General features: G+C 70.5%; 23 protein-coding genes and 1 tRNA gene. 7 read left to right on the plus strand and 17 right to left on the minus strand.

Annotation, left to right across the window (positions count from 1 at the left end):
* Positions 1-90 precede the first annotated feature (90 nt).
* The 9 genes from F1615_RS36920 to F1615_RS34125 all read right to left on the minus strand — a co-directional run bounded on the left by F1615_RS36920 (position 91) and on the right by F1615_RS34125 (position 8,066).
* A complete protein-coding gene (locus tag F1615_RS36920) occupies positions 91-3,060 on the minus strand; it encodes a phage tail tape measure protein (RefSeq protein ID WP_149552918.1) in 2,970 nt (989 codons plus the stop codon).
* Positions 3,061-3,070: 10 nt separating this feature from the next.
* A complete protein-coding gene (locus F1615_RS34095) occupies positions 3,071-4,282 on the minus strand; it encodes a phage major capsid protein (protein ID WP_149552919.1) in 1,212 nt (403 codons plus the stop codon).
* A gap of 285 nt (positions 4,283-4,567) precedes the next feature.
* Complete coding sequence (locus tag F1615_RS34100; RefSeq protein WP_149552920.1) at positions 4,568-4,834, minus strand: hypothetical protein; 267 nt, start codon at positions 4,832-4,834, stop codon at positions 4,568-4,570.
* The gene (locus F1615_RS35865) at positions 4,831-4,980 is read right to left on the minus strand and encodes a hypothetical protein (protein ID WP_167533941.1); all 150 of its coding nucleotides are present in this window, start codon (positions 4,978-4,980) and stop codon (positions 4,831-4,833) included. The genes F1615_RS34100 and F1615_RS35865 overlap by 4 nt, the downstream gene beginning before the upstream one ends.
* A gap of 101 nt (positions 4,981-5,081) precedes the next feature.
* Positions 5,082-5,474 (minus strand): HNH endonuclease, encoded by a 393-nt coding sequence (locus F1615_RS34105; RefSeq protein ID WP_149552921.1) that lies wholly within the window; start codon positions 5,472-5,474, stop codon positions 5,082-5,084.
* A gap of 100 nt (positions 5,475-5,574) precedes the next feature.
* The gene (locus F1615_RS34110; RefSeq protein WP_149552922.1) at positions 5,575-5,952 is read right to left on the minus strand and encodes a hypothetical protein; all 378 of its coding nucleotides are present in this window, start codon (positions 5,950-5,952) and stop codon (positions 5,575-5,577) included.
* Between the two features lie 176 nt (positions 5,953-6,128).
* A complete protein-coding gene (locus F1615_RS34115; protein ID WP_149552923.1) occupies positions 6,129-7,607 on the minus strand; it encodes a hypothetical protein in 1,479 nt (492 codons plus the stop codon).
* Between the two features lie 4 nt (positions 7,608-7,611).
* A complete protein-coding gene (locus F1615_RS34120; protein ID WP_149552924.1) occupies positions 7,612-7,857 on the minus strand; it encodes a hypothetical protein in 246 nt (81 codons plus the stop codon).
* Complete coding sequence (locus tag F1615_RS34125; RefSeq protein ID WP_149552925.1) at positions 7,854-8,066, minus strand: helix-turn-helix transcriptional regulator; 213 nt, start codon at positions 8,064-8,066, stop codon at positions 7,854-7,856. The genes F1615_RS34120 and F1615_RS34125 overlap by 4 nt, the downstream gene beginning before the upstream one ends.
* 120 nt (positions 8,067-8,186) lie before the next feature.
* Between F1615_RS34125 and F1615_RS34130 the strand changes: the two genes are divergently transcribed.
* Both F1615_RS34130 and F1615_RS34135 read left to right on the plus strand, forming a co-directional pair.
* Positions 8,187-8,735: a helix-turn-helix domain-containing protein gene (locus tag F1615_RS34130; protein WP_208818472.1), complete on the plus strand. Its 549-nt coding sequence runs from the start codon at positions 8,187-8,189 to the stop codon at positions 8,733-8,735.
* Positions 8,716-9,915 (plus strand): tyrosine-type recombinase/integrase, encoded by a 1,200-nt coding sequence (locus F1615_RS34135; RefSeq protein ID WP_149552926.1) that lies wholly within the window; start codon positions 8,716-8,718, stop codon positions 9,913-9,915. The genes F1615_RS34130 and F1615_RS34135 overlap by 20 nt, the downstream gene beginning before the upstream one ends.
* 97 nt (positions 9,916-10,012) lie before the next feature.
* Here the strand turns inward: F1615_RS34135 and F1615_RS34140 are convergent.
* Positions 10,013-10,086 (minus strand) — tRNA-Thr (locus F1615_RS34140).
* Between the two features lie 85 nt (positions 10,087-10,171).
* Positions 10,172-10,582: a DUF3224 domain-containing protein gene (locus tag F1615_RS34145; protein WP_149552927.1), complete on the minus strand. Its 411-nt coding sequence runs from the start codon at positions 10,580-10,582 to the stop codon at positions 10,172-10,174.
* 99 nt (positions 10,583-10,681) lie between these two features.
* Here F1615_RS34145 and F1615_RS34150 point away from each other — a divergent pair, with 99 nt between their 5' ends.
* The 4 genes from F1615_RS34150 (at position 10,682) to F1615_RS34165 (ending at position 14,632) form a co-directional block, all read left to right on the plus strand.
* A complete protein-coding gene (locus tag F1615_RS34150; protein ID WP_208818473.1) occupies positions 10,682-11,653 on the plus strand; it encodes a helix-turn-helix transcriptional regulator in 972 nt (323 codons plus the stop codon).
* Between the two features lie 210 nt (positions 11,654-11,863).
* Complete coding sequence (locus tag F1615_RS34155; protein WP_149552929.1) at positions 11,864-12,952, plus strand: ABC transporter ATP-binding protein; 1,089 nt, start codon at positions 11,864-11,866, stop codon at positions 12,950-12,952.
* A gap of 188 nt (positions 12,953-13,140) precedes the next feature.
* Complete coding sequence (locus F1615_RS34160) at positions 13,141-13,596, plus strand: hypothetical protein (RefSeq protein WP_149552930.1); 456 nt, start codon at positions 13,141-13,143, stop codon at positions 13,594-13,596.
* 304 nt (positions 13,597-13,900) lie between these two features.
* Positions 13,901-14,632 carry a nucleotidyltransferase family protein gene (locus F1615_RS34165; RefSeq protein WP_149552931.1) on the plus strand — a complete coding sequence of 244 codons (732 nt, stop codon included), beginning with the start codon at positions 13,901-13,903 and terminating at the stop codon, positions 14,630-14,632.
* A gap of 84 nt (positions 14,633-14,716) precedes the next feature.
* On the opposite strand, the gene F1615_RS34170 is transcribed toward F1615_RS34165, so the two are convergent.
* From F1615_RS34170 to F1615_RS34200, 6 genes are all read right to left on the minus strand, one after another.
* Positions 14,717-16,375: a DoxX family protein gene (locus tag F1615_RS34170; protein ID WP_149552932.1), complete on the minus strand. Its 1,659-nt coding sequence runs from the start codon at positions 16,373-16,375 to the stop codon at positions 14,717-14,719.
* Positions 16,376-16,638: 263 nt separating this feature from the next.
* On the minus strand, positions 16,639-17,580 hold the full coding sequence (gene rlmB, locus F1615_RS34175) for a 23S rRNA (guanosine(2251)-2'-O)-methyltransferase RlmB (RefSeq protein WP_149552933.1): 942 nt from the start codon (positions 17,578-17,580) through the stop codon (positions 16,639-16,641).
* A gap of 146 nt (positions 17,581-17,726) precedes the next feature.
* Positions 17,727-19,127, minus strand: coding sequence for a cysteine--tRNA ligase (gene cysS, locus F1615_RS34180; RefSeq protein ID WP_149552934.1), 1,401 nt, complete (start codon positions 19,125-19,127; stop codon positions 17,727-17,729).
* Between the two features lie 61 nt (positions 19,128-19,188).
* A complete protein-coding gene (gene ispF / locus F1615_RS34185) occupies positions 19,189-19,686 on the minus strand; it encodes a 2-C-methyl-D-erythritol 2,4-cyclodiphosphate synthase (protein ID WP_149552935.1) in 498 nt (165 codons plus the stop codon).
* Positions 19,676-20,452 carry a 2-C-methyl-D-erythritol 4-phosphate cytidylyltransferase gene (ispD, locus tag F1615_RS34190; RefSeq protein WP_149552936.1) on the minus strand — a complete coding sequence of 259 codons (777 nt, stop codon included), beginning with the start codon at positions 20,450-20,452 and terminating at the stop codon, positions 19,676-19,678. The genes ispF and ispD overlap by 11 nt, the downstream gene beginning before the upstream one ends.
* A 362-nt stretch (positions 20,453-20,814) precedes the next feature.
* The gene (locus tag F1615_RS34200; RefSeq protein ID WP_003953493.1) at positions 20,815-21,297 is read right to left on the minus strand and encodes a CarD family transcriptional regulator; all 483 of its coding nucleotides are present in this window, start codon (positions 21,295-21,297) and stop codon (positions 20,815-20,817) included.
* A gap of 660 nt (positions 21,298-21,957) precedes the next feature.
* Here F1615_RS34200 and F1615_RS34210 point away from each other — a divergent pair.
* The gene (locus F1615_RS34210) at positions 21,958-22,659 is read left to right on the plus strand and encodes a DUF461 domain-containing protein (protein ID WP_149552937.1); all 702 of its coding nucleotides are present in this window, start codon (positions 21,958-21,960) and stop codon (positions 22,657-22,659) included.
* Positions 22,660-22,899: the final 240 nt, after the last annotated feature.

Raw genomic sequence — 22,899 nt, forward strand, 5'->3', positions numbered from 1 at the left:
AGGGCTGTGACCTGCAAGGTAGCGCCCGTAGAGGGGAAGAGAAGGGCCCCGCCGCATACCCGCGGCGGGGCCCTTTTTCGCGTTGCCCCGTCAGCGCTTGGGGCCGTTCTTCACGTGGCGGCGGACCGCGGTGAAGCCTGCCGCTATCCGCCCGTCGGCGACCTCCTCGAGGAAGGCGTCGAACTCCCGGTCGCGGACGACCAGGCGCACCTTCTGCCCCGGCGCGAAGCCGCCCACCGTGGCGCCGGCGGGCTCAGCCGTGCGGGCAGGCTGAGCTGCAAGCTGCGCTGCGGCGGCAGCCATTCGCACGAAGGCGGTCGACTGCGCCGGTGTGAGAACAGCCTCCGGCTCTCCGAGGTGGTTGACGCCGGCCTGGCCCGGCTGCAGCCAGCCGCCCGCGTCGTACTTGAAGCCGTACCAGTCGGTGAACAGCGACGAGTTGTAGCCGCGGGCTCGTTTGCCCACGACGACGCCGTCCCCGCCCCTGGACTCGACGTTGACGCCGTTCAGGGTGCCCGCCGTGTGGCCGACGCCCGCGTTCGTGATGCCGACCATGAACGGCGACTTCCTGTTCCGGGTCCAGCCCGATGCCGCACGGGACCCGGAGAACGCCATCGTCGCCCACCTGCGCGAGTAGGGCCGCATGCCGCGGATCACGTTCTCGATCGCGCTCATGAAGCCGGAGCAGTCGTAGCCCGTCGGGCCGACGCCGCCCCAGATGTACGGCTTCCCGGACTGGGCGCGGGCGAAGGACAGCGCGCTCTTGAAGCTGCCTCCGCCGATGCCGAGGGCTTCCATCTTTTTGTCGGCTTCGCCGGAGAAGGAGACGATCGCCTTGATCATGCGCTTCGGGACGCCTGAGATCATGTCTCGGTAGACGGAGGCTGATCCTGCGATCTTGTCGATCAGCGGCTTCACGATCTTGTTGAGTCCGGCCACCGCGCTGGCCTTGATGCCGTCCTTCAGCCAGTCGAAGCCGCCCTTGGCAAGGTCGACGCCCTTGCTTGCGGCGTTCTTCACCCATCCGAAGATGCCGCCATCGGCGAAGGCCGGCATGCCGCCGCTGACCATGCGGCGGATCGCACTCACGCCCCCGCTGCGAGCCGCGGCGTTCATCGTGTTCACGTAGCCAGGGCCGACCGCACGGGTCCACTCCGGGCGCATCACGGCCTCGCCGCCGGACAGGGCAGCCAGGTGGACGTCACGGCCCGGGGTGTAGCCGGGCAGCACACCACCGGTGGCGAAGCCCTTGATGGGATCCAGAGTCGGCGCCCCGAACTTGTCCGCAACCGCGTTCCAGACCTTCACCACACCGTTGTTGTAGACCGTGTCGATCACGAACTTCACCGGCGCTTTGGCGATGCCCTTGATCTGGTCCCAGGCCTTCTTGATGCCGTCCTTGGCGACCCCGAAGGCGTCGGCGACCTTGCCTGTGGCGGTCTTCAGCTTGTCGAACACCGGCTTGATGCCGACCGAGTACACCGTGGAGATGGTCGACTTGATGCCGTTGAAAGCGGGCTTCACGCCGTGGTCCCACAACCACTTGAACCAGCCGCCCAGCGTGGTCAGGCCCGACTTGATGCCCTCGAACGTCGGCTTCAGCACGTTGTTCCACGCCCACAGGGCAGCGTTCTGGACCGCCTGCCAGACGGCCTTCACGATGCTGCGGAACGTCTCCGACTTCTTCCAGGCGACGAACAGAGCCACGCCCAGGGCCACGAGAGCGCCGATCACGAGGACGAACGGGTTCACGGCCATCACCGCGTTGAAGAGAGCCTGAGCGGCCGCCCAGCCGCGCGTCACCAGAGACGCCGTGCGCGTCACGGCCACATACAGGCCGATGGACGCCGCCAGGGTGCCCAGGCCGGCCGCCAGCGGCAGAACCCAGCCCTGGTTGTCCCTCAGCCAGCCGAACGCCGAACGGGCCGCGCCCGCCATCTTCGTCAGCGCCGGAACCACATAGGTGCCGACGACGTCGACCAGCCCCTTCTGCAGGCTGCGGGTGAACAGGGTCAGCGTGTGCGAAGGCCCCGATCTGATCGTGTCGCCGGCCTTCTTCGCGGCGCCGCCCACATCGCCGAGACCCTTCGCGGCCTTCGACGGGTCCATGGCGAACAACGCCTTACCAAGGTCTTCGGCCTGCGTACCGAACAGCTGGACAGCGATCTGCGACTGCTTGACGGGGTCCTTGATGCCGCGCAGTCGGTCGAGGGTCAGGTCGAGGACGGCGTTCGCAGACGAGCCGCCCTTGGCGAACCTCTTCGCCATGTCGTCCGCGTTGAGGCCGAGCATCTTGAAGCCGTCGGCCGAGGTCTTCGAGCCGTCCACCGCGCGGATGGAGAACTCCTTGATGGCGTCAGCCGCGACGTCGGAGTCCCGGGCGCCCGCGGCGATGGCCTGGTTGAGCAGGCCGATCGCCGACGCGCCATCAAGGCCCGCCTTCTGGAACTGGACGCCGTACTCGTTGATCGTGTCGAGGAAGTCGCCGGCCTTGTCGGTGCCGCCCTGGAATCCGGCGGTGATGAGGTCGAACGCCTCCGTCGACGACTTCGCCAGACCGGTGCGCATCATCTGCGACACCGCGTTCGTCACGCCGCCGAGATCCTGCCCGAAGATGCTCGCGACATCCGACGCCTTCGTCGCGATCTGCTGCAGCTGCTGGTTCGTCGCCCCCGGAGGAGCGATACCCGACTGCATCACCGACTTGATGGCGTCCGCGGCCCCCTGGAACGAGTCCGTCACACCGGAGCTGTACAGCTTCCCCGCGACCTTGCCGTACTTCGCCGCATCCTTCCCCGACGCGCCCAGCTGCGCCTGCAGCTTCGACGAGACGTTCATGTGGTCGAGCGCGTCGCCCAGCCCCTTCACCAGGAGCGCACCCGCCGCCGCAGCCGCCGCCGCAGCACCCGCCTTCAGACCGTCCCTCAGTCCGCCGCCCGCCGCCTCCCCGGCCTGGCCGCCAGCATCAGCCGCAGGAGCGACGAGCTGGCGGCGCAGGTCATCCGCGATACCGCGGACACTGGGGATGATGGAGATGGTGGCGTAGCCCACATTGGGCATCGCCGTCCCCTTACGCTGCGGTCAGGTCGACTTCGACGATCGCCGAGGGGCGGAGGATCTCCAGACCGAACCGGCCCTCGAAGCGGAAGCGCAGCATGTTCCGCTCGAAGTCCGTCGCGCCGGAACCGGCCCCGAGGGCGTTCGGGTCGTAGACGTTCTCCGACCAGTCCAGGACACCGTCCTGACGCACCTGCAGCCGCATCTGCGAGAAGTCCGCCAGATAGGCCGTGCCGGCCGTCGCAGCGTCCGTCACCACCACCGGCACCGACCACAGGCGCCGCGACGACGGGTTCACCGCCGCCTGCGGGCCCCCGTAGTAGAACTGCCCGTTCGCGTCCGCCAGCAGCTCGATGGACTCCCAGTCCTCCGGGGTCATCACCCAGCCGGCCCCCGACAGGTAGCCGTACCGCTCCAGCTTCGTCACGGCCTTACGGGCCGTCGTCAGCACGTTCGTGTCGAACGCCTGCGTCTGCGACCCGGACACGTTCCCCATGCCCGTCCAGTGCTCGCCAGTGCCGTCCCCGTTCAGGATCTCGTCCTCGAGCGCCAGGTCGAGACCGAGACGCATCTCCTGGTCGATGAACGTCCGCAGAAGCGGCACGTCGTCCAGGTCCTGCTTCGCGATCGGCTCCGACAGGTGCGCGATCGTCCGCACCCGGTCGTCGACCCGGTCCATCGTGTAGACGGACGTGGGCTTCTTCGCGCCGTGCGCGACCACGGCCGCGTTGTTCGTGCGGACCGTCTGCCGCAGATACGCGAACCGGCCCGACGTGTTCTGCACGTTCGGCATCAGCTGCCGCAGAGACAGAACCGGCACGTCCATGCGGACCGGGTCCGGGCTGATCGGCACGTTCACCGCGACCGTGCCGTTCGCCAGGACACCCTTGTAGCCCTGCGGGCCGCCCAGAGCCTTCAGCATCGTGTCGGCCCAGTCCGTACCGCCCGACGCCTTCACCCGCGGGTGCACGGCCGCCTTCGAGCCCTGCCCACCCGCCTGGACGCCCTCGCCCAGCTCCGCCAGCGCCGTGCGCATCGTCTCCGACGCCTTCGCCTTCTCCAGCTCCGCCTGCAGGCCCTTACCGGCCTTCAGCAGCTCGTCCACCTCGGACGCTTCGTCCGCGGTGAAGTCCCGCCCCTCCGATTCCGCCTTGGCCGCGATGTCCTGAGCGCGCTTGACCGTGGACTTCAGCTCACCGGCCAGCTGCTCGGCGTTCTTCTGCATGGGATGCCCTCTCGGGAAGTCATGAGTGTCTTCCCGGCGCACTGGAACGGGCGGCTCGACGGTGGCCTTATGCAGAGGCGGCCGGAGCAACGCTGGCTCGACAGAGGATGCCGGGGGCGCACAACCGCGGGCACCAGCGGGCGAGACATCCGGGGGAACTACCGGCGAGAGGCGGGCAACAGGCGGGCGTGAGGACCGCCGGCCGATGCTGGCCTCTCGCGAGCGTCACGCTCACGGATGGAATCTCGCGGGCCGAAACGGGCCGTTGATCAACCTGGGATCATTCTAGCCGCTGGTCGTCACCGTGCGGCAGATCTCCGCACCCTTGCTGTACGTCGTCAACTCCACGTGCTCACACCGGCAAGGCAGCGGCACCAGACGGCCCACCTCACCCTCCCCGACGAACCACACAGCCCCCGAGCCGTCCACCACCGCCGCCATACCCACAGCGGCCGTCCACGGCCCCTCAGGGGCCCTCTCAGCGTGCTCCAGGACGTCCAGCACCAGAACCAGGCCCGCAGCCTCCGTACCGTCCAGCGTGCGCACCCTCATGCCCGCCCCCAAATCCGCGCGTCCCAATGCGACGCCGCGTCGGCCGGCGCCTGCACCGGGCCCTCGACGGTCGGCACCGTGGTCACCGGGCCGGTCGCCGGCTCCTGCTCATCCTGCGGCTCCTCGCCGTCAACGACTTTCGACACGATTTACCTCCTGACCTGCGAGGATCTCCCGTAGACCCCCTATCGACGATTCTGAGCATGCGTGAGTCTCACTGACCGCGGCGGTAGCCCAACCGATCACGTCAGCGATCGCCACGCCCTCTACCCCTGGCCCGGCGGCGGGCGTTGCCGCGCGCGGACTCCGCCTTCGACTTCTCGGCGTGGCAGTCCTTGCAGGCCAAGCCGAGGTTGTCGAGGTCTGCCGCAGAGCCGTTCTCTGCAATGGGCGTGATGTGGTCCAGCTCGAACGTCTCGCCCTCGTGGGGCTCGCGCCCGCACATGTAGCAGCAGCCGTTGTCTCGCCTGCTGACCTGCCGTTTGAGGCTGCGCCACTTGCCGCCGCTGATGCCGTACCGCTCGCGGATGGTCGGCCGGTTCGCCCACGCTGGCCGCTTGTGCTCCTCGCACTTGCCGTGGTCGGTGGCGAACTGGTGGCAGGTTGGTTCGCTGCATCTGCTGCGTGGTGCTGTCGGCATCTGGCCTGCCTCACAAATGTCGGAAACCTTCGGTGCTGTTCTTCGCACTCACCGCGACGGTCGCCCTGGCCGGGGGGTGGGGATGGTCTCCCCCTTCCCGTCATGCGGCGGGTGGCTGGTCGGGGCCGGCGGCCTGCATCCGCTGGAGGGCGTCGCGGGTGCGGGTGATGCTGGTGGGCCGTGCGTTGAGGGCGAGTTCGGCAAGGGCTCCGAGGGCGAGCGCTGCCGTCTGGCGGACGCTGGCGGTGTCCTGGAGGTCGAGGAGCCTCGCTACGGTCTCGTGGTCGCGGTTGAGGCTGGCGAGTGCGAGCGTGGCGCCGTGCTGTTCGGTGCTGCCGATGCGGGCGAGCTTGCCGCGGTGTCGTGCCTGGACTCCCGCTTGCCGTGGTTTCTTGAATGCGGCTCGCCTGTCGCGTTCGGCTCGCCGTCTGGCTTCGGCTGCGTCTATCTGCTGCTGGACGATGTCGTTGATGTTCATGCTTCCTCCTCGGGTGGGTTGAGGTTGGGGCACTGGCCGCCGTGGACGTCGTTGCACGGGGGGAGGTGCCGGGCGGTGCAGAGCCGGGCCCCGCACCCGCGGACGCAGGTCCGGCCGCGTCTGCCGAGGGGCCGGTCACAGGCGGCGCAGCGGATACGGGCGGTCATGGGTACCTCTCAGAACTTCAGAGCGGGGTGGCAGTCGTCGCATGCGGACGTGTGGGGTTCGCCTGTCCAGTCGGGTTCGGTCTTCAGGCGAGTGAAGGGGTCACAGCTGGGGGCGCCGCAGTGCGGGATCCTGGCCGCTGCGGCGGGGTCGGCAGGCTCATGCCAGTGGTCGTCGCTGTACGGCTGGTGCCGACGTCCCGCCTTCTCCTGGGCGGACAACTGGCGGCTGAGGGCCAGCCATCCCGCGACCTTCGCGTCGGTGCCCTTCAGAGACTGGCGGGGGCCGTACAGGTCGTCCACGGATGAGCTGGCGTAGTCGTCTGCCGTGTGGGCGTCGGCGCGTGCTCCCATGCGGGCTTGAGCGCGGGCCATGGCGCGGTCCCACATGCCTCCGTCCGCGGTGTCCTGCTGCAGGATGGCTACGCGGGTCGGGTGGCAGTCGGGGCACGCCTGGTGAACGTCGTCGACGACCCGGGTCCGCCAGCGCACGTTGGTCCGGGCGGCGGGGTTGGCCCTGACGCAGGAGTCGCAGACGGGCGGCAGGCCGGGGGAGATCTCTCGCTCCTCGGCGGTCGTGACCGCTTCGACGTCGGCGACGTCGGGGAGCCGGTCGGGGTTGAGCCGGTGCAGGTAGAGGCCGGCGGGAGAGCGGACGGTCAGGTCGTCGCTGATGTCGAGATAGCGGGTGAGTCCGCGTTCGGTCCATCCGGCCGTGAGAGCGGCAGCAACGAGGGCGCGTAGCTGCTTCTGCTGCTGCTTGTCGGGCGTCTTGCCCCGGTAGTCGAGTTTGGCGACGAGAGCCGCGGCCCGGGTGTCGTTTTGGTCTTGTTCTTCTGAAGGAATCTCCCCTCCGCCTCCGCCGCCCTCGGTCGACTCGACGGACGCCTCCGGGGCGTCCTCGGCCACGGAGGAGGAGGGGGTAGTAAGAGGAGTTTCTTTAAAAGAGGAGACAGGAGGAGAGGGGGTTAGCTGTCCGCTAACCCTCTCTGTATCTGTCAGATAACCCAGTCCGTCGACTGCGTTAGCTGTCAGATAACCCTCAGGGTTAGCTGTCAGATAACCCTCTTCCTGATCTTCGGAGACTGGGTTAGCTGTGGGATTACCCTCTCCCTGGGTGTCCTCGGCAGTCAGCTCGGCGTCCTTCGCGGGCCTGGTGCAGTGACCCTTGTAGCCCTCGTGCGGGGGCTGAGAGCACAGCTCGACGAGCCGGTACACGGCGTGCTGGCCGGTGTAGCCGCGGATCTCCTTGCCGTCGCGCTTGGCGAACTCCAGCGCCTTCTTCTTCATCAGGCGATTGATGGAGATGCGCCAGGAGGCGGCAGACTTGCCTGCGCGCTTCAGGATGTGCGGGGCGTGGACGGGCCCCCAGGTCTCCCGTGACTTGTCGTTAGCGTTCTCGGCGAGGACGAGCAGGTCGCCTTTCTCGCCGGCCGTCAGGCCGGCGTCCTGCCAGTGGTCGAGGACTTCGACGATGAGTCGGATGCCCACGGCGTCAGCCCCTCCTGTGGTGCGGCTGGAGCTCGTACAGGGCGCCGCAGGGGCCTTTGGTGCTGCCGAGGGCGAGGTGCCGGTGGAGTTCGGCGCAGCCGGGGCAGTGCACGAGGTATTCGATGCGTCCGCGGGTGACGAGCCTGAGGGCGTCGCCCTGCGGTACGGTGGCAGCCGGACGACCGCCCGCCGCGGAGTCTTCTGGAAACGCCCCGGTCAGCCCCCGGGGCGTTTCTGCGTTCCTGGTCATGCTGCGGCGCCTCCGGTCTTCACCGTCACCGACTCCAGCCATGCCTCGATGGCGCTGCGCTTGTACTTGATGCGGCCGCCCTTGCCGGGGGTCTGCTTGATGTAGTCGGGGCCCATGTCCATCCACCGCCAGTTGGCGAGGGTCTGCGGGCTGAAGCCGTACTCGGCGTACACCTGCTTCGGCGTGAGCAGCTCGTCCCGTTCGCTCATCACTTTCCCTTCTCAGGTATTCACTACGAATACTAAAGTTCGTATAGTGACTACATAACAGACACGAAGGTAGCACCCGAGGGGCTGAAGTGGACACCCTCGAGCCATACGCTGTGGCTCATGAGCGACGAGAAGCGGCGCACGCGCCCAGCAGTGCAGTACGGCCCTACCGCTGGCACGGTGGCCAGCAACGTGCAGAGTCTGCGGAAGCGACGGCAGCTGTCGATCTATCAGCTTTCGGCGCTGCTTCGGTCCGCTGGACGTGCGATCACCCCGGCGGCCGTCGGCAAGATCGAACGGCAGGAGCGGCAGGTGTCGGTCGACGACCTCATGGCGTTGGCTGTCGCCCTCGGCGTGTCCCCAGTGACACTGTTGCTGCCCCCCAATGCGCGCGGACCGAAGGATCAGAACGGCATTCCTACGGAGGCGCGGACGGAGGTGACGGGGGCCGGCGAAGTCGGCGTGGTGAGCGCTTGGCGCTGGGCGTGGTGTGAGGATCCGCTGCACATCGACCCTGACCTGAGCGACGAGGAGGCGGACCGCCTGGTCATGGACTTCCTGCTGAACTCCCGTCCGATCGGCCTCCTGTCGGCCACCGAGGACGATCGGATCATGTCGGCCGCTGCTGGTACGCGTCGGAGGGGGCGCCGTGGCCCGAGTGTGGATTGAGGACCGCGCGAACCACGCCGACTACCAGGCCGCTTACGAGGCCTGGCAGGAGGCGAAGCGGGAGGGTTCCAAGCGGCAGGCTCCGGGCCGGTGGCGGGTGCGCTGGTACGGCCCGGACGGGAAGCCGAAGGCGAGGACGTTCGCCAAGCTGCCGCAGGCTGAGGCGGAGAAGGACGCCATCACGGCCCGGCTGGAGAAGGGCGTGTACCGCGACCCGAAGTCGGGGAAGGCGCCCGTGCGCGTGGTCGCCGAGGAGTGGTTCACGTCGAAGCGGAAGATCGGCAGGACGACGCGCCGCGACTACCGGGATCTGCTGGACAACTACGTGATCCCGAAGTGGGGTGACTGGCAAGTCGCCGCGGTTCAGTGGGAGGACGTGAACGCGTGGGTGACCGAGCTGGAGACGAAGCCGGGGAAGTCCGGCCGGCTGCTCGGGCCGGCGCGCATCATCAAGGCGTACCGGGTGCTGTCCATGGTGATGAAGCACGCCGTGTTCTCCAAGCGGGTCGCCGTCAGCCCGTGCCATGACCATGAACTCCCGCGCCCGGACGACGAGGACGAGCACGTCTACCTCACCTACGACCAGCTGGAGCGGCTGGCGCTCGCCGCCGATGAGTACCGGCTGCTCGTCCTCACCCTGGGCTACTGCGGTATCCGGTGGGCGGAGGCGTCCGCCATCAAGGTCGGGCGTCTGCAGGTACCGAAGCGGCGGATACGGATCGTGCAGAACTACACGGACGTCCGCGGGGAGCTGGCCCTGGGGCCGGTGAAGAACCACGAGAAGCGCTCTGTGCCACTTCCCCGGTCGTTCGCCGACGAGCTGGGCACCCTCGCCCGCGGGAGACGGTCAGACGACCTCCTGTTCACCGCGCCGGGCGGCGGGCCGCTGAGGTACAGCAACTTCCGCCAGCGGGTCTTTGACCCCGCGGTGAAGGCGGCGGGCCTCGATGGCATGGGCGTGACCCCGCACAAGCTGAGGCACACCGCGGCTTCGCTCGCCATCGCGGCCGGCGCGGACGTGAAGGTCGTGCAGACGATGCTGGGGCACAAGGACGCGTCCATGACGCTGAACGTCTACGGGCACCTGTTCCCGGACCGGCTGGACGAAGTGGCGGACGCTCTCGACGCCGGGCGGAAGGTCGCACTGGCACTTGCCGATGCGCCGCTCACGGATGCTTAGCGATCAAACCAGCATGTACTAAATGTGTACGGGCCCCCCGCAGTGATCTTGCAGGGGGCCCGCCCTATTTGGCCGCTGACCTGCGGCTGAGGTTCTGAGCCCCCTGTCGGATTCGAACCGACGACCTACGCATTACAAGTGCGTTGCTCTGGCCAGCTGAGCTAAGGAGGCGCCGCGCGGCGCGCGCGGAGGCTGGTCCACTGTACACAGTGCCGGTTTCGCCGAGCCACGCACTTGCGGGCCGGAGCCCGCCCGTTCACTCCACGTCGTACTCGAAGGCGTACGGCACCTCCGTCTCCCCGTGCCGGTAGGTGAATCCGCCCGTGCCGCGCAGCCCCCTCAGCCCCTCGGTTCCGGAGCCGCCGACGACCTCGAAGGCGCAGTGGACGGTGCCGTCGCTCTCGAAGCGGCCCCGCTCCTCCAGGACGAAGGTGCCCGCGCGGCCGTCGACGCGTCCGGTGACCAGCTCGGTGCCCGCGAAGACACCGGTCGTCTCCGTCAGGTAGGCGATCGCGTAGTCGCAGGTCGTGGCCTCGGCCTCGATCCCGCCCGAGAAGGCGTTGGTGACCGTGGCGTGCGCGAGCCGGGGGAAGGTGCCCTCCGGCGTGACGGGGCCCTCCTTCCAGTCGGCGAAGGTGAAGTGGCCGGTGACCTTGGTGGTCGGCATGGGTGTCCCCTTCCGAGGTGACTGACGTTCCCGGTGTGCTCCCCGACCCTTCCGCCCGTACCTGACACCTCCTGTCAGGTACGGGCGACAATGGCCCCCATGCGCGCCGACCGGCTCCTCTCCCTCCTCCTGCTGCTCCAGAACCGCGGCCGGATGACCGCTCCCGAGCTGGCGGCGGAGCTGGAGGTGTCGGTCCGCACCGTCTACCGGGACGTCGAGGCGCTCGGTGCCGCCGGGGTGCCGGTACGGGCCGATCGCGGGCCGGAGGGCGGCTACCGCCTGATGGAGGGCTACCGGACACGGCTGACCGGGCTGACGGACGCGGAGGCCGGTTCGCTGGTCCTCGCGGGGCTGCCGGGGCCGGCCCGGGATCTGGGCCTGGGCGCCGTGCTGGCGAGCGCCCAGCTGAAGATCGAGGCCGCCCTGCCGGGGGAACTGGCCGGCCAGGCACGGCGGGTGCGCGAGAGGTTCCATCTGGATGCGCCCGCCTGGTTCCGGGACGCCGATCCGGTGCCGTACCTGGAGCCGATCGCGCGGGCGGTGTGGGAACGGCGGGTGCTGCGGACCCACTACCTGCGCTGGCGCGGCGAGGTGCACCGGGAGCTGCGCCCGCTGGGGCTCGTCCTGAAGGGCGGCATCTGGTACCTGGTCGCGCTGGCGGAGGACGCGGTGCGCACCTACCGGGTGTCGCGGTTCCAGGCGGTCGCGGAGACGGGTGAGGAGTTCGGCCGGCCCGCCGGGTTCGACCTGGCCGCGTACTGGGCGGAGTCCTCCCGGCGGATGGAGGCGGCGATGCGGCAGGGCACGGCCCGGCTGCGGCTCTCGCCGCGCGGCCGCAAGCTGCTGCCGATGCAGTTCGGGGCGGCGGGGGTACGGGCCCTCGCGGACGCGGGGCCGCCGGACGGGGACGGCTGGGTGGAGGTGGAGCTGTCCGTGGAGTCGGAGGCGGTGGCCACGGGTGATCTCCTGCGGCTCGGCGTCGAGGCGGAGGTGCTCGGCCCCGCGGGACTGCGGCGGGCGGTCGCGGCGGCGGTGGCGGTGCTGGCGGACCGGTACGCGGACGAGCGGTGATCACCTACGAAACCGAACAGTCACCTCCATGATCGAGAGTTTCCGCGAAATTCACAGCACTGGAACTACTGACAGACCAGGTGAACGCCAGGTACCGTCCTGATCCAGTTCACCCATGTGGACGACACCACAACGGAACACCCGTCGTGGCACCACCTTCCTACTCGGATCGTCCGGCACGTTCCTGCCGGTAGAAGGGGACCATTCACCATGGCCACTGTCACGTTCGACAAGGCGACCCGGATCTACCCGGGTTCCACCAAGCCCGCCGTCGACGCCCTGGACATCGAGATCGCGGACGGCGAGTTCCTCGTCCTCGTCGGCCCGTCCGGCTGCGGCAAGTCCACCTCGCTCCGCATGCTCGCGGGGCTCGAGGACGTCAACGGCGGTGCCATCCGCATCGGCGACCGCGACGTCACCCACCTGCCGCCCAAGGACCGGGACATCGCCATGGTGTTCCAGAACTACGCGCTCTACCCGCACATGACGGTCGCCGACAACATGGGCTTCGCGCTCAAGATCGCCGGCGTCAACAAGGCGGAGATCCGGCAGAAGGTCGAAGAGGCCGCGAAGATCCTCGACCTGACGGAGTACCTGGACCGCAAGCCGAAGGCGCTCTCCGGCGGTCAGCGCCAGCGTGTCGCCATGGGCCGCGCCATCGTGCGTGAGCCGCAGGTGTTCCTCATGGACGAGCCGCTGTCCAACCTGGACGCCAAGCTCCGTGTGTCCACCCGTACGCAGATCGCCTCGCTCCAGCGCCGGCTCGGCATCACCACCGTCTACGTCACCCACGACCAGGTCGAGGCCCTGACCATGGGCGACCGCGTCGCGGTGCTCAAGGACGGCCTGCTCCAGCAGGTCGACACCCCGCGCAACATGTACGACAAGCCCGCGAACCTCTTCGTCGCCGGCTTCATCGGCTCCCCGGCCATGAACCTGATCGAGGTCCCGGTCGCCGACGGCGGCGTGAAGTTCGGCAACTCGGTGGTGCCGGTGCAGCGTGACGCGCTCGCCGCGACCAGCGACAAGACCGTCACCGTGGGCGTCCGCCCCGAGCACTTCGACGTGGCCGGCGCCGACGCCGACCTGGGTGTCGCCGTGACCGTCAACGTCGTGGAGGAGCTGGGCTCCGACGCGTTCGTGTACGGCACCGCGCAGGTCGGCGGCGAGTCCAAGGACATCGTGGTCCGCGTCGGCGGCCGGGACGTCCCGGAGAAGGGCAGCGTGCTGCACGTCGTGCCGCGTCCGGGCGAGACCCACGTGTTCTCGACGTCGACCGGTGCGCGCCTGTCCGACTGAGGTCGACCGCAACGACGTGAAGGGCCCCGCAGAGTTCTGCGGGGTCCTTCACGTTGTCGACAAATACCCCGGCACACCAGGCATTTCGGGCGCATACGTCAACACGCCGCCCGGAATTCCGGGTTCCCCGTCCCCCGTAACGGTGACGGAATGTTTTCCCGCGGCTACCGGGCGCTACCCTCACACGCGTGAAGCACTCCACTAACCCTCAGACGCGACGCGGCCGGGGCCCCGCCCGCCGGATCGGCCGCTCCCTCGCCCTCGTCCTGCCTGTCGTCCTGGTGCTCTCCGGGACTCTCGCGGTCGCGGGGGTCAACTGGTCCGGAGCCCCCACGAGCCCGGTGCTCACCGCCGCCGACACCGCCGCCTCCGGCGCCTCGTCGCGGACCGGCGCACGCGCGCCGCAGGACGTGCTGCGCGACAGGCTGCTGACCGAACTCCAGAAGGAGAACCCGGGTGTGGCGCTCACCCACCTCCAGCAGGCCGTGAACGACCGACCGTCCCTGGCGAAGCACTGCGCCTCCATCGCCCGCTCCCTGGGCAGGGCCGCGGTCCGCGTCCACGGCCCCACCAAGGCCCAGTCCTACGCCCGCCCGGTCTGCGACACCGCCTACGCCACAGGCGTCGTCACGGCCACCCGCTGACCGACGCAGCCCAGCTGCGGGCAGTCCCGACGCAGCCCAGCTGCGGGCAGTCGTGCCTCCCCCAGTGCCTCAAGGGCCTGGGAGGTACCCCCAGGGCGATGGGGGTCCCCCCGCTCGAGTGAAGCCGAGAGTGGGGGAGGGTGGGCGATGGGGGTACCTCCCGCCCGAGGGAACGAGAGTGGGGGAGGCGCCCCGCCACGCCGGGCTGCGCAACACCCCCCGCCCAACACGGGGCGCGCCGCCAACGCACCGGCACGCACGGACTGCCCGCAGCCGACCTCCCAGCGCCGCGTAAAGTTCGGGCATGACCGACCCGCGTGCCGCCTCCCGCCCCACCCAAGCCGTCGTCCTGGCCGGCGGCCAGGGCTCCCGGCTCCGCCCGTACACCGACGACCGGCCCAAGCCGATGGTCGAGATCCCCGGCACGGGAACCCCGATCATCGGCCATCAGCTCACCTGGCTCGCCGAGGAGGGCGTCACCGACGTCGTCGTCTCCTGCGGCCACCTCGCCGAAGTGCTGCAGAAGTGGCTGGAGACCACCGACCTCCCCGTCTCCGTCACCACCGTCGTCGAGACGGAACCCCTCGGCCGCGGCGGGGGCCTCAAGTACGCCGCCGCCCGCCTCCCGCACCCGGACCGGCCCTGGTACGCCACCAACGGCGACATCTGGACCCGTTTCTCGCTGCGCGACATGGCCGACTTCCACACCGAGCGGGACGCCGTCGCGACCCTCGCCCTGGCCCGCCCGCGCATCCCGTGGGGCGCGGTGCGCACCGACGGCTTCGGCCACATCACCGACTTCATCGAGGCCCCGCCGTCGACCTTCGAGATCAACGCGGGCGTGTACGTCTTCTCCCCCGAGTTCGCCGGCCTGCTCCCGGAGCGCGGCGACCACGAGCGCACCACGTTCCCGCATCTGGCGCGTGAACGGCGCCTGGCCGGGTTCCCGATCCCCCAGGGCTCCTACTGGAGGGCGATCGACACCGCGAAGGACCTGACGGAGGCGGCGAAGGAGCTGGCGGCGCAGGGCCGCTGACCCGACGTCACCCGGATACGACGGGACGGGGTCCCGCACGGACGAAACGTGCGGGACCCCGTCTGCGTACGGAGGTGGCCTCCGCTAGCCCAGCAGGCCGCCCACGAGCCCCGGTTCCCCCGAGGAGCCGCCGCTGTCCCCGCTCGGGGCGCCGCCGCTGCCGCCGGAGGCGCCGCCGCCGCCCGAGGTGGGGCCGGAGGTGGTGCTCGGCGCCCGGCCTGCCGGGGCGGTCTGCTGCGGCGGGGCCTGGCCGGCGCTGCCCTGCGTCTGGCTGGGCGCGCCGGTGGCCGCACCGGCGCCCTGGGTCGCCCCGGGGGTGGTGGTCCCGGCGGACGGGCTCGCCGAGCCCGACGTGGCGCTCCGGGTGGGCGAGGTGGAGGCGGACGGGGTCCGCCGCTCCTCCTGCCGCTCGCCCGACTCCTCCGGCAGCGGCGATCCCGGGAGTTCGTTGCGCGGGGCCTCGCCGGGCCCGGGGACGACCACCCGGTCCGCGTCCCGGACCGCACCGCCGAGCAGCGAGCCGACGAGCATGGTCAGCCCGCACACCACGAAGGTGATGAGGACGCCGCGGCGCAGCACGTAGCGCCGCAGGTCCCAGATGTCCGCGCGGGGGCCGAGCCGGCGCCAGGCACCGCCCGCGAGACGGCCGTCGACGGAGTAGACGGGGGCGCCCGCGATGATCAGCGGCGACCAGGCGGCGAGGTAGATGATGTCGGGCGTCTCGTAGGCGGGGACGCTCTTCCAGCTGACGGTGACCAGCAGCGCCGCCGACAGCGTCGCCCCGACGACGGCGGCCAGCCGCTGCCAGCAGCCGAGGACGGTCAGGACACCGACGACGATCTGGGCGAAGGCGATGGCCAGCCCGGCGCCGATGGGGTGCTCGAGGGCGAACTGGCGCAGCGGCTCGGCGGCTTCCCAGGGGTGCAGGGTGTGCAGCCACTTGACCATGGAGCCGCGCTTGCCGCCCTCGAAGTAGAGGGGGTCGCAGAGCTTGCTCATCCCGGCGTAGACGGAGATGCCGCCGAGGAAGACACGCAGCGGGAGCAGGACGACGCCGAGGTTCATCCGGCGGCCGGGGTAGTAGGCGTGGCGGGCCGGGTCGTCTCCGTGCCGCCTGCCGCGCCGGCCCGTGCTCTCGAACGCGTCGTCGTGGACGGGCTCGTCGTAGTCCGGGTCGCCGTAGCCGTGGTCGTAGGCGGGTTCGTCGTAGGCGCTGCCGGACGTGCGCATCGGGGGCAGCAGGGGGCCGTCGCCGTGGCGGCGCTGGGCGCCGACGAACGGGGTTGCGATGGGCTCGGTGGCCGGGCCGTCGTCGTAGTCGTACCCGGTGTCCGCCTGGGGCAGGAGCCGGGTGGCTCCGGAGTCGGTGAAGCGGTCGTCGGCGTGGCGGACGCCATCGTGCTGCCGCACGGCCTGGAGCAGTCGGTGGGCGCCGGTGTCGTCGGGCTCGGACCGGCCGCTCCAGACGACGGGACGGCGGCGGGCGGCGGCCGGTCCCGCCGTACCCATGCTGGTGACGACGGGAATGCGGGCGGTGTCCTCGGCGACACTGACGTGCCGTGCGATCCGCGGCGATGGGGCGCGCCGCGCCGAGACGCCCAGCTGCACGCGGAAGCTGGCGTGATTGACGATGACCTGCGCCGGATCGCTCGGCACCTTCACCATGCTCAGCGCGGGAGCGTCGTCGAGTCCCGACGAGCGGTCCCCCGTGGGTGTGCGGGGTGTTCTGGTGTCCACACTCATCTAACCGAGTGCCATGGCGTTAGGACACTGCCTTGACCGGCCGGATGTGTCCGGACCGCGTCAAGCTTGTCCGGCCCGCCCGGAACACTCCATGTGGGTGACAAACCCGAACACCCGTTCAGACCCGCCGACGCGCCGCCTCGTACAGCACGATGCCCGCCGCCACGCCCGCGGCACCCCCGTCCGCCGCACTCGCACGCTACGCGGCTTCGCACGGCTGCGCCGGCCTCCGGCCGGCGTCCTCCGCCGCCCCACTCCCTCGATCAGACCCGCCGACGCGCCGCCTCGTACAGCACGATGCCCGCCGCCACGCCCGCGTTGAGCGACTCCGCGCCGCCCGGCATCGGGATCCGCACCCGGACGTCGCAGGTCTCGCCGACCAGCCGGGACAGTCCCTTGCCCTCGCTGCCGACGACGATGACGACCGGCCCGTCCAGCGCCTGGAGTTCGCCGAGCTCGGCCTCCCCGTCGGCGGCCAGGCCGACGACCGTGATCCCGGCCTTCTTGTACGCCTCCAGCGCGCGCGTCAGGTTGGTGGCGCGGGCGACGGGCGTACGGGCGGCCGTACCGGCGGACGTCTTCCAGGCGCCGGCGGTCATCCCGGCGGCCCGCCGCTCGGGCACGACGACACCGTGGCCGCCGAAGGCCGAGACGGACCGGACGACCGCGCCGAGGTTGCGCGGGTCGGTGACCCCGTCGAGGGCCACGATCAGCGGGTCCTGCCCCTCGTCGTGGGCGCCCGCGACCAGGTCCTCGGGGTGCGCGTACTCGTACGGCGGCACCTGGAGGACCAGACCCTGGTGGTTCAGGCCGTTGGTCATGCGGTCGAGTTCGGGGCGGGGGGCCTCCATGAGGTTGATGCCGCCGCGCTCGGCCGCGAGCTGGAGCGCCTCGCGCACCCGCTCGTCGTTGTCGATGAACTGCTGGACGTACAGCGTGGAGGCGGGCACGCCCTCGCGCAGCGCCTCGACGACCGGGTTGCGGCCGACGACGAGCTCGGAGGCCGAACGGCCCCCGCCGCGCCGCTGCGGCGTGCGGCCCTGGGCGCGGCGCGTCTTCGCCTGCGCGGCACGCTGCTTGGCGTGCCCCTTGCGCATCTCGGCGGGCGGCGTCGGCCCCTTGCCTTCCAGGCCCCGGCGTCGCTGGCCGCCGCTGCCGACCTGCGCGCCCTTCTTGCCGGACATGCGGCGGTTGTTCGCGGCCATGAGGTATCCGTCTCCGTGAAGTCGTGAGTGGTGCTGCTTGGGTGCACACGTCTGGGACGTGTGCCTATGAAGTGTGCCGCCCGGAGCCCCGGACGGCACAGTCGATCTTCGAACGCCGAGGTCGGGGCCTGTCGGGCCCAGGCTCCTCAGCGCGGGCCGAGGCTCCAGCGCGGCCCCTGCGGGCTGTCCTCGATCACCAGGCCCGACTGGCCCAGCTGGTCGCGGATGGCGTCCGCGGTGGGCCAGTCCTTACGGGCCCGGGCGGCCTCGCGCTGGTCGAGGACCATGCGGACCAGCGTGTCGACCACACCGTGGAGGTCCTCGCCCCGGTCGCTCCCGCCGGCCCAGTGCGGGTCCAGCGGGTCGAGGCCGAGCACGCCGAGCATGGCGCGGACCTCGGCGAGCCGGGCGACGGCCTCCTCCTTGTCGTCGGCGGCCAGCGCGCTGTTGCCCTGCCGGACGGTGGTGTGCACGACGGCGAGCGCCTGCGGGACGCCCAGGTCGTCGTCCATCGCCTCGGCGAACGCGGGCGGCACGTCGTCCGCGGGCTCGACGACGCCTCCGGCCAGCTCCGTCACGCGCTGCACGAAGCCCTCGATCCGCGCGAACGCGGACTCGGCCTCGCGCAGGGCCTCCTCGCTGTACTCGATCATCGACCGGTAGTGCGGGGTGCCGAGGTAGTAGCGCAGCACGATGGGCCGCCAGCGCTTGACCATCTCGCTGACCAGCACGGAGTTGCCGAGCGACTTCGACATCTTCTCGCCGCTCATGGTGACCCAGGCGTTGTGCACCCAGTACCGGGCGAACTCGTCGCCGTAGGCCTTGGCCTGGGCGATCTCGTTCTCGTGGTGCGGGAAGATCAGGTCGAGGCCGCCGCCGTGGACGTCGAAGACGCTGCCGAGGTACTTGTGCGCCATGGCCGAGCACTCCAGGTGCCAGCCCGGCCGCCCGCGGCCCCACGGCGTCTCCCAGCTCGGCTCGCCGGGCTTGGCCGCCTTCCACATCGCGAAGTCGCGCGGGTCCCGCTTGCCGGTCTCGCCCTCGCCCGACGGCTGGAGCAGATTGCCGAGCTCCTGGTTGGACAGCCTCAGGTACTCCGGGAACGAGGTGACGGCGAAGTACACGTTGCCGTCGGCCTCGTAGGCGTGCCCGCGCTCGATGAGACCGCGCATCATCTCGACCATCTCGGTGATGTGGCCGGTGGCGCGCGGCTCGTAGGTCGGGGGCAGGCAGCCGAGGGCGTGGTAGCCGTCGGTGAAGGCCCGCTCGTTCTCGTAGCCGATGGACCACCAGGGACGGCCCTGCTCGGCGGACTTGGCGATGATCTTGTCGTCGATGTCGGTGACGTTCCGGATGAACGTCACCTCCAGGCCGCGGTACTCGAACCAGCGGCGCATGATGTCGAAGTTCAGGCCCGAGCGGATGTGCCCGATGTGGGGTGCCGCCTGCACGGTGGCACCACACAGGTAGATCGAGACGCAACCCGGCTGGAGCGGGGTGAAGTCACGGATCTGCCGGGCGCTGGTGTCGTACAGGCGAATAGTCACGACACCAGGGTAGTAGGCGCGTGGGTGTGCGGGGCGCCTCCGGCGGTTTCGACGACGTATGTCACGTGCCGTCCCGTACGACCAGTGCCGTCGCCACCGCCATGAGGCCCTCGCCCCTGCCGGGGAACCCCAGCCCGTCGGTCGTGGCGCCCGAGACCGAGACCGGGGCGCCCGCCGCCTCCGTCAGGATCTTCTGGGCCTCGTCCCGGCGCTTGCCGATCTTCGGGCGGGGGCCCACGACCTGCACGGCGACGTTGCCGATGCGGAAGCCGGCCTCGCGGACGATGCGCGCGGCCTCGGTCAGCAGGGTCACGCCGGACGCGCCGGACCACTCGGGGCGGCCGGTGCCGAAGTGCTGTCCCAGGTCGCCGAGGCCGGCGGCGGAGAAGAGGGCGTTGCAGGCGGCGTGGGCGACGACGTCCGCGTCGGAGTGGCCGGCGAGGCCGGGGCCCTCGCCCTCCCACTTCAGGCCGGCGCACCACAGGTCGCGGCCGTCCTCGAAGGCGTGGATGTCGGTACCGATACCGACCCGGGGCAGCGGGTACGGCTCAGAAGCCATCGTTCAGCCTCCTGCGGGCCAGAACCGCCTCGGCGAGGACCAGGTCGAGGGGGCGGGTGACCTTGAAGGCCTCCTCGTGCCCGGGGACGGTGACGACGGGCAGGCCGAGTTGTTCGACCATGCTGGCGTCGTCGGTGACGTTGCCCTTCACCGTCTCGTGCGCGCGCTCCAGCGTGGCCCGGTCGAAGCCCTGCGGTGTCTGCACCGCCCGCAGCAGGGACCGGTCGGGGGTGGCGACCACGGGTTCCGGTGCACCGGGCTCGCCGGCGGGCTCGACCTGCTTCACGGTGTCGGTGAGCGGCAGCGCGGGGACCACGGCGGGCGCCCCGTCGCGTACGGCCTCGATGACGGCGTCGACGGTGTCCACCGGGACGAGCGGGCGGGCCGCGTCGTGCACGAGGACGATGTCGTAGCCGGGCGGCAGCGCGTCCAGGCCGGCCTTCACGGACTCCTGGCGGCTCTCCCCGCCGGGGACGACGAGGAAGTCGGTGCGGTCGGGCAGCGCGTGCGCGTCGAGCAGGGTCTTCACCTCGGCGGCGCCGTCGGGCGGGGCCACGACGACGACGAGGGACACGGCGCGGGAGTCGGCCATCGCGCGGATCGCGTGGATGAGCATGGGCGTGCCGCCCAGGGCACGGAGCGCCTTGGGGGCGCCCGGGCCGAGGCGCACACCCCGGCCGGCGGCCGGGATCACGGCCGCCGTGCGGGCGGTCGTACGGCCGGAGAGGGGGGTCGGCGACGGCGGAGGGAGCGGATCGTCAGTCATCGGTTCCTGTCAGGTTTGTGTGCTCGGCCTACGTGGGTATGGCCTGGGCGTACCCCCTGCTCCCGGAGCGGGGGAAGTGCCGGGCGTGACGCCTTGACCAGCCCCTTCCGTGACTCTGGTCGGGCCGGCCGCCCGGAGCCCGGCACGCCAGGGGTGGGGACGTGAGTCATGACACATTCCTCACCACGGCGCAAGTGCAGCGTACGTACGGTGTCCGGGTACGAACATGCCGCAGCGCCCGGCGACATCCATGACGTCATCGGGCACCGCGGCATTTCGATGTGCTGAGTGCTGCTTCGGCCTGCTGCTGCCGCGCTCCGCCGAGCGCCGGCCGGGCGAAGCCACGACTCAGGAGGCCGGCCTCAGGAGGCGAGAACCTCGTCGAGCAGGGCCTCGGCCTTGTCCTCGTTGGTGTTCTCAGCGAGGGCGAGCTCGCTGACCAGGATCTGACGCGCCTTGGCGAGCATGCGCTTCTCACCGGCGGAGAGTCCGCGCTCGCGCTCACGACGCCACAGGTCACGCACGACTTCCGCGACCTTGATGACATCGCCCGAGGCGAGCTTCTCCAGATTTGCCTTGTAACGACGGGACCAGTTCGTGGGCTCCTCCGCATACGGTGCGCGCAGCACCTCGAAGACCCGGTCCAGCCCGTCCTGACCGACCACATCACGCACGCCGACGAACTCCGCATTGTCCGCTGGCACACGTACCGTCAGGTCACCCTGGGCGACCTTCAGCACCAAGTAGGTCTTGTCCACGCCTTTGATCTGGCGAGTTTCGATAGCCTCGATCAGCGCGGCCCCGTGATGGGGATAGACCACGGTGTCGCCAACCTTGAACGTCATGTGACAGGTACCCCTTCCGTGGCTATCCAGGGTAACACGGATACGGCGTCTTCTGAATGGCGTTTTCGCAGGTCAGGGCCATTCTCGGGGCTTGACAACAGCAACAGGAACGTGCTTCGGGCGCCTAGCGGAAGCAGGTATTCGCAGGTCGGAGCGGCTCTCCGGCGTGAGCGAATCGCGCACGTTACACGCATCCGGAGCCCCGCACGAGCGGTCGAGACACCCCATATGTCCGGTTCCACATGCTCGACTTCCGCTACTCCGTTCGGTGAGCGGAGCCGGGTTCCGGCCGAATCCGAAATTGATCACACGGTGTGAGGATCGGCGGCCGGTGATCAATTCCGCGGCCGTCCGATCATTCCTTCACGGAAATGCGCGTTCACGCGAATGGCGCGCCACCGCGAAACCGCGAGGCGCAAGTGACGACGTTTACTCAGGAGTCACTTGTGGCTCACGAGGCCGTCCGATGCGGGAGGCGTGTCGTCGCTGATCGGGTGACCGCGCGGCGGTGCGCACGCCTTCCCGGGCAAACCCGGGGACGTCTGGGGGAGGGTCGGGTGCGGCGGCGTGGGGACGGCTCGGTAACCTGAGGCCGCTGACAGACCCTTAGGGCGGCTTCACCCGGTCGCCAAACGCTAGAGTCAAGGAGATGCCGCCGCCGTGAGCAGCAGCCTTCGACGCGGCGCCCTCGCCGCCGCCGCCATCGCGTTCTCGATCGCCTCGCTCTCGGCGTGCGCGGCCGGCAACAACGCCCAGACCCTCCAGATCCAGCCGGACAACGCGGCGACGACCGTCGGCGACATCAAGGTTCAGAACGCCATCGTCGTCACCCAGCCCGACCTGGAGTCGACCGGCCCCGCCGTCGTCGCCGCCACCCTGTTCAACGAGGGCAGCACCGACCAGACCCTGGAGTCGGTCACCCTCCCCGGCACCGGCAAGACCGCCGAGCTGTCCCCCGCGGAGGGCGGCAGCCTCACCGTCCCGGCCGGCGGCTCGCTCGTCCTGGGCGGCGAGGGCAACGCCTCCGCCGTCCTGCCCAGCAGCCGCGAGGCCGTACGGGACGGCAACGCCCAGCAGGTCACCTTCACCTTCAGCGAGACCGGTGACGTGAGCCTGCGCGCGATCGTCTACCCGGCCGAGAGCTTCTTCGAGGGCTGGGGTCCGAGCGAGGTCCCGGCGGCGCCGGGCGCCTCGACGGAGCCGTCGGCGGAATCCTCCGGCGAGCCGGGCGAGGGCGGCACGGGCGAGACCCCCGGCGACGCGGAGACCTCCGGTGCCCCCGCCGGCGAGTCCCCGGAGACCGGCGCCCCGTCGGGCACCCCGTCCGACGCGGCCTCGGCGAGCCAGTCGCCCGGCAACTGACCGGCAGCCGTACGACGCCGAAGGGCGGAACCCCGGTCGGGGGTTCCGCCCTTCGGCGTCGTACGGGACAGTCGGGACAGTGGGGACAGTCGTCGGACGTCCCGGCGGCGGGTGCGGCCTACGGCTCGAGCACCATCCCCGACGCACCCCTCGCACCGCTGCGCGGGCTTCGCAGTGCTGCGCCGGACTCCGCCCGCCGACTCACCGCCAGGCCTCCCTACGGCTCGAACTTGTACCCAA

This window comes from Streptomyces marokkonensis, from assembly GCF_008312835.1.
In the GTDB taxonomy this organism is placed as follows: Bacteria; Actinomycetota; Actinomycetes; order Streptomycetales; family Streptomycetaceae; genus Streptomyces; species Streptomyces marokkonensis_A.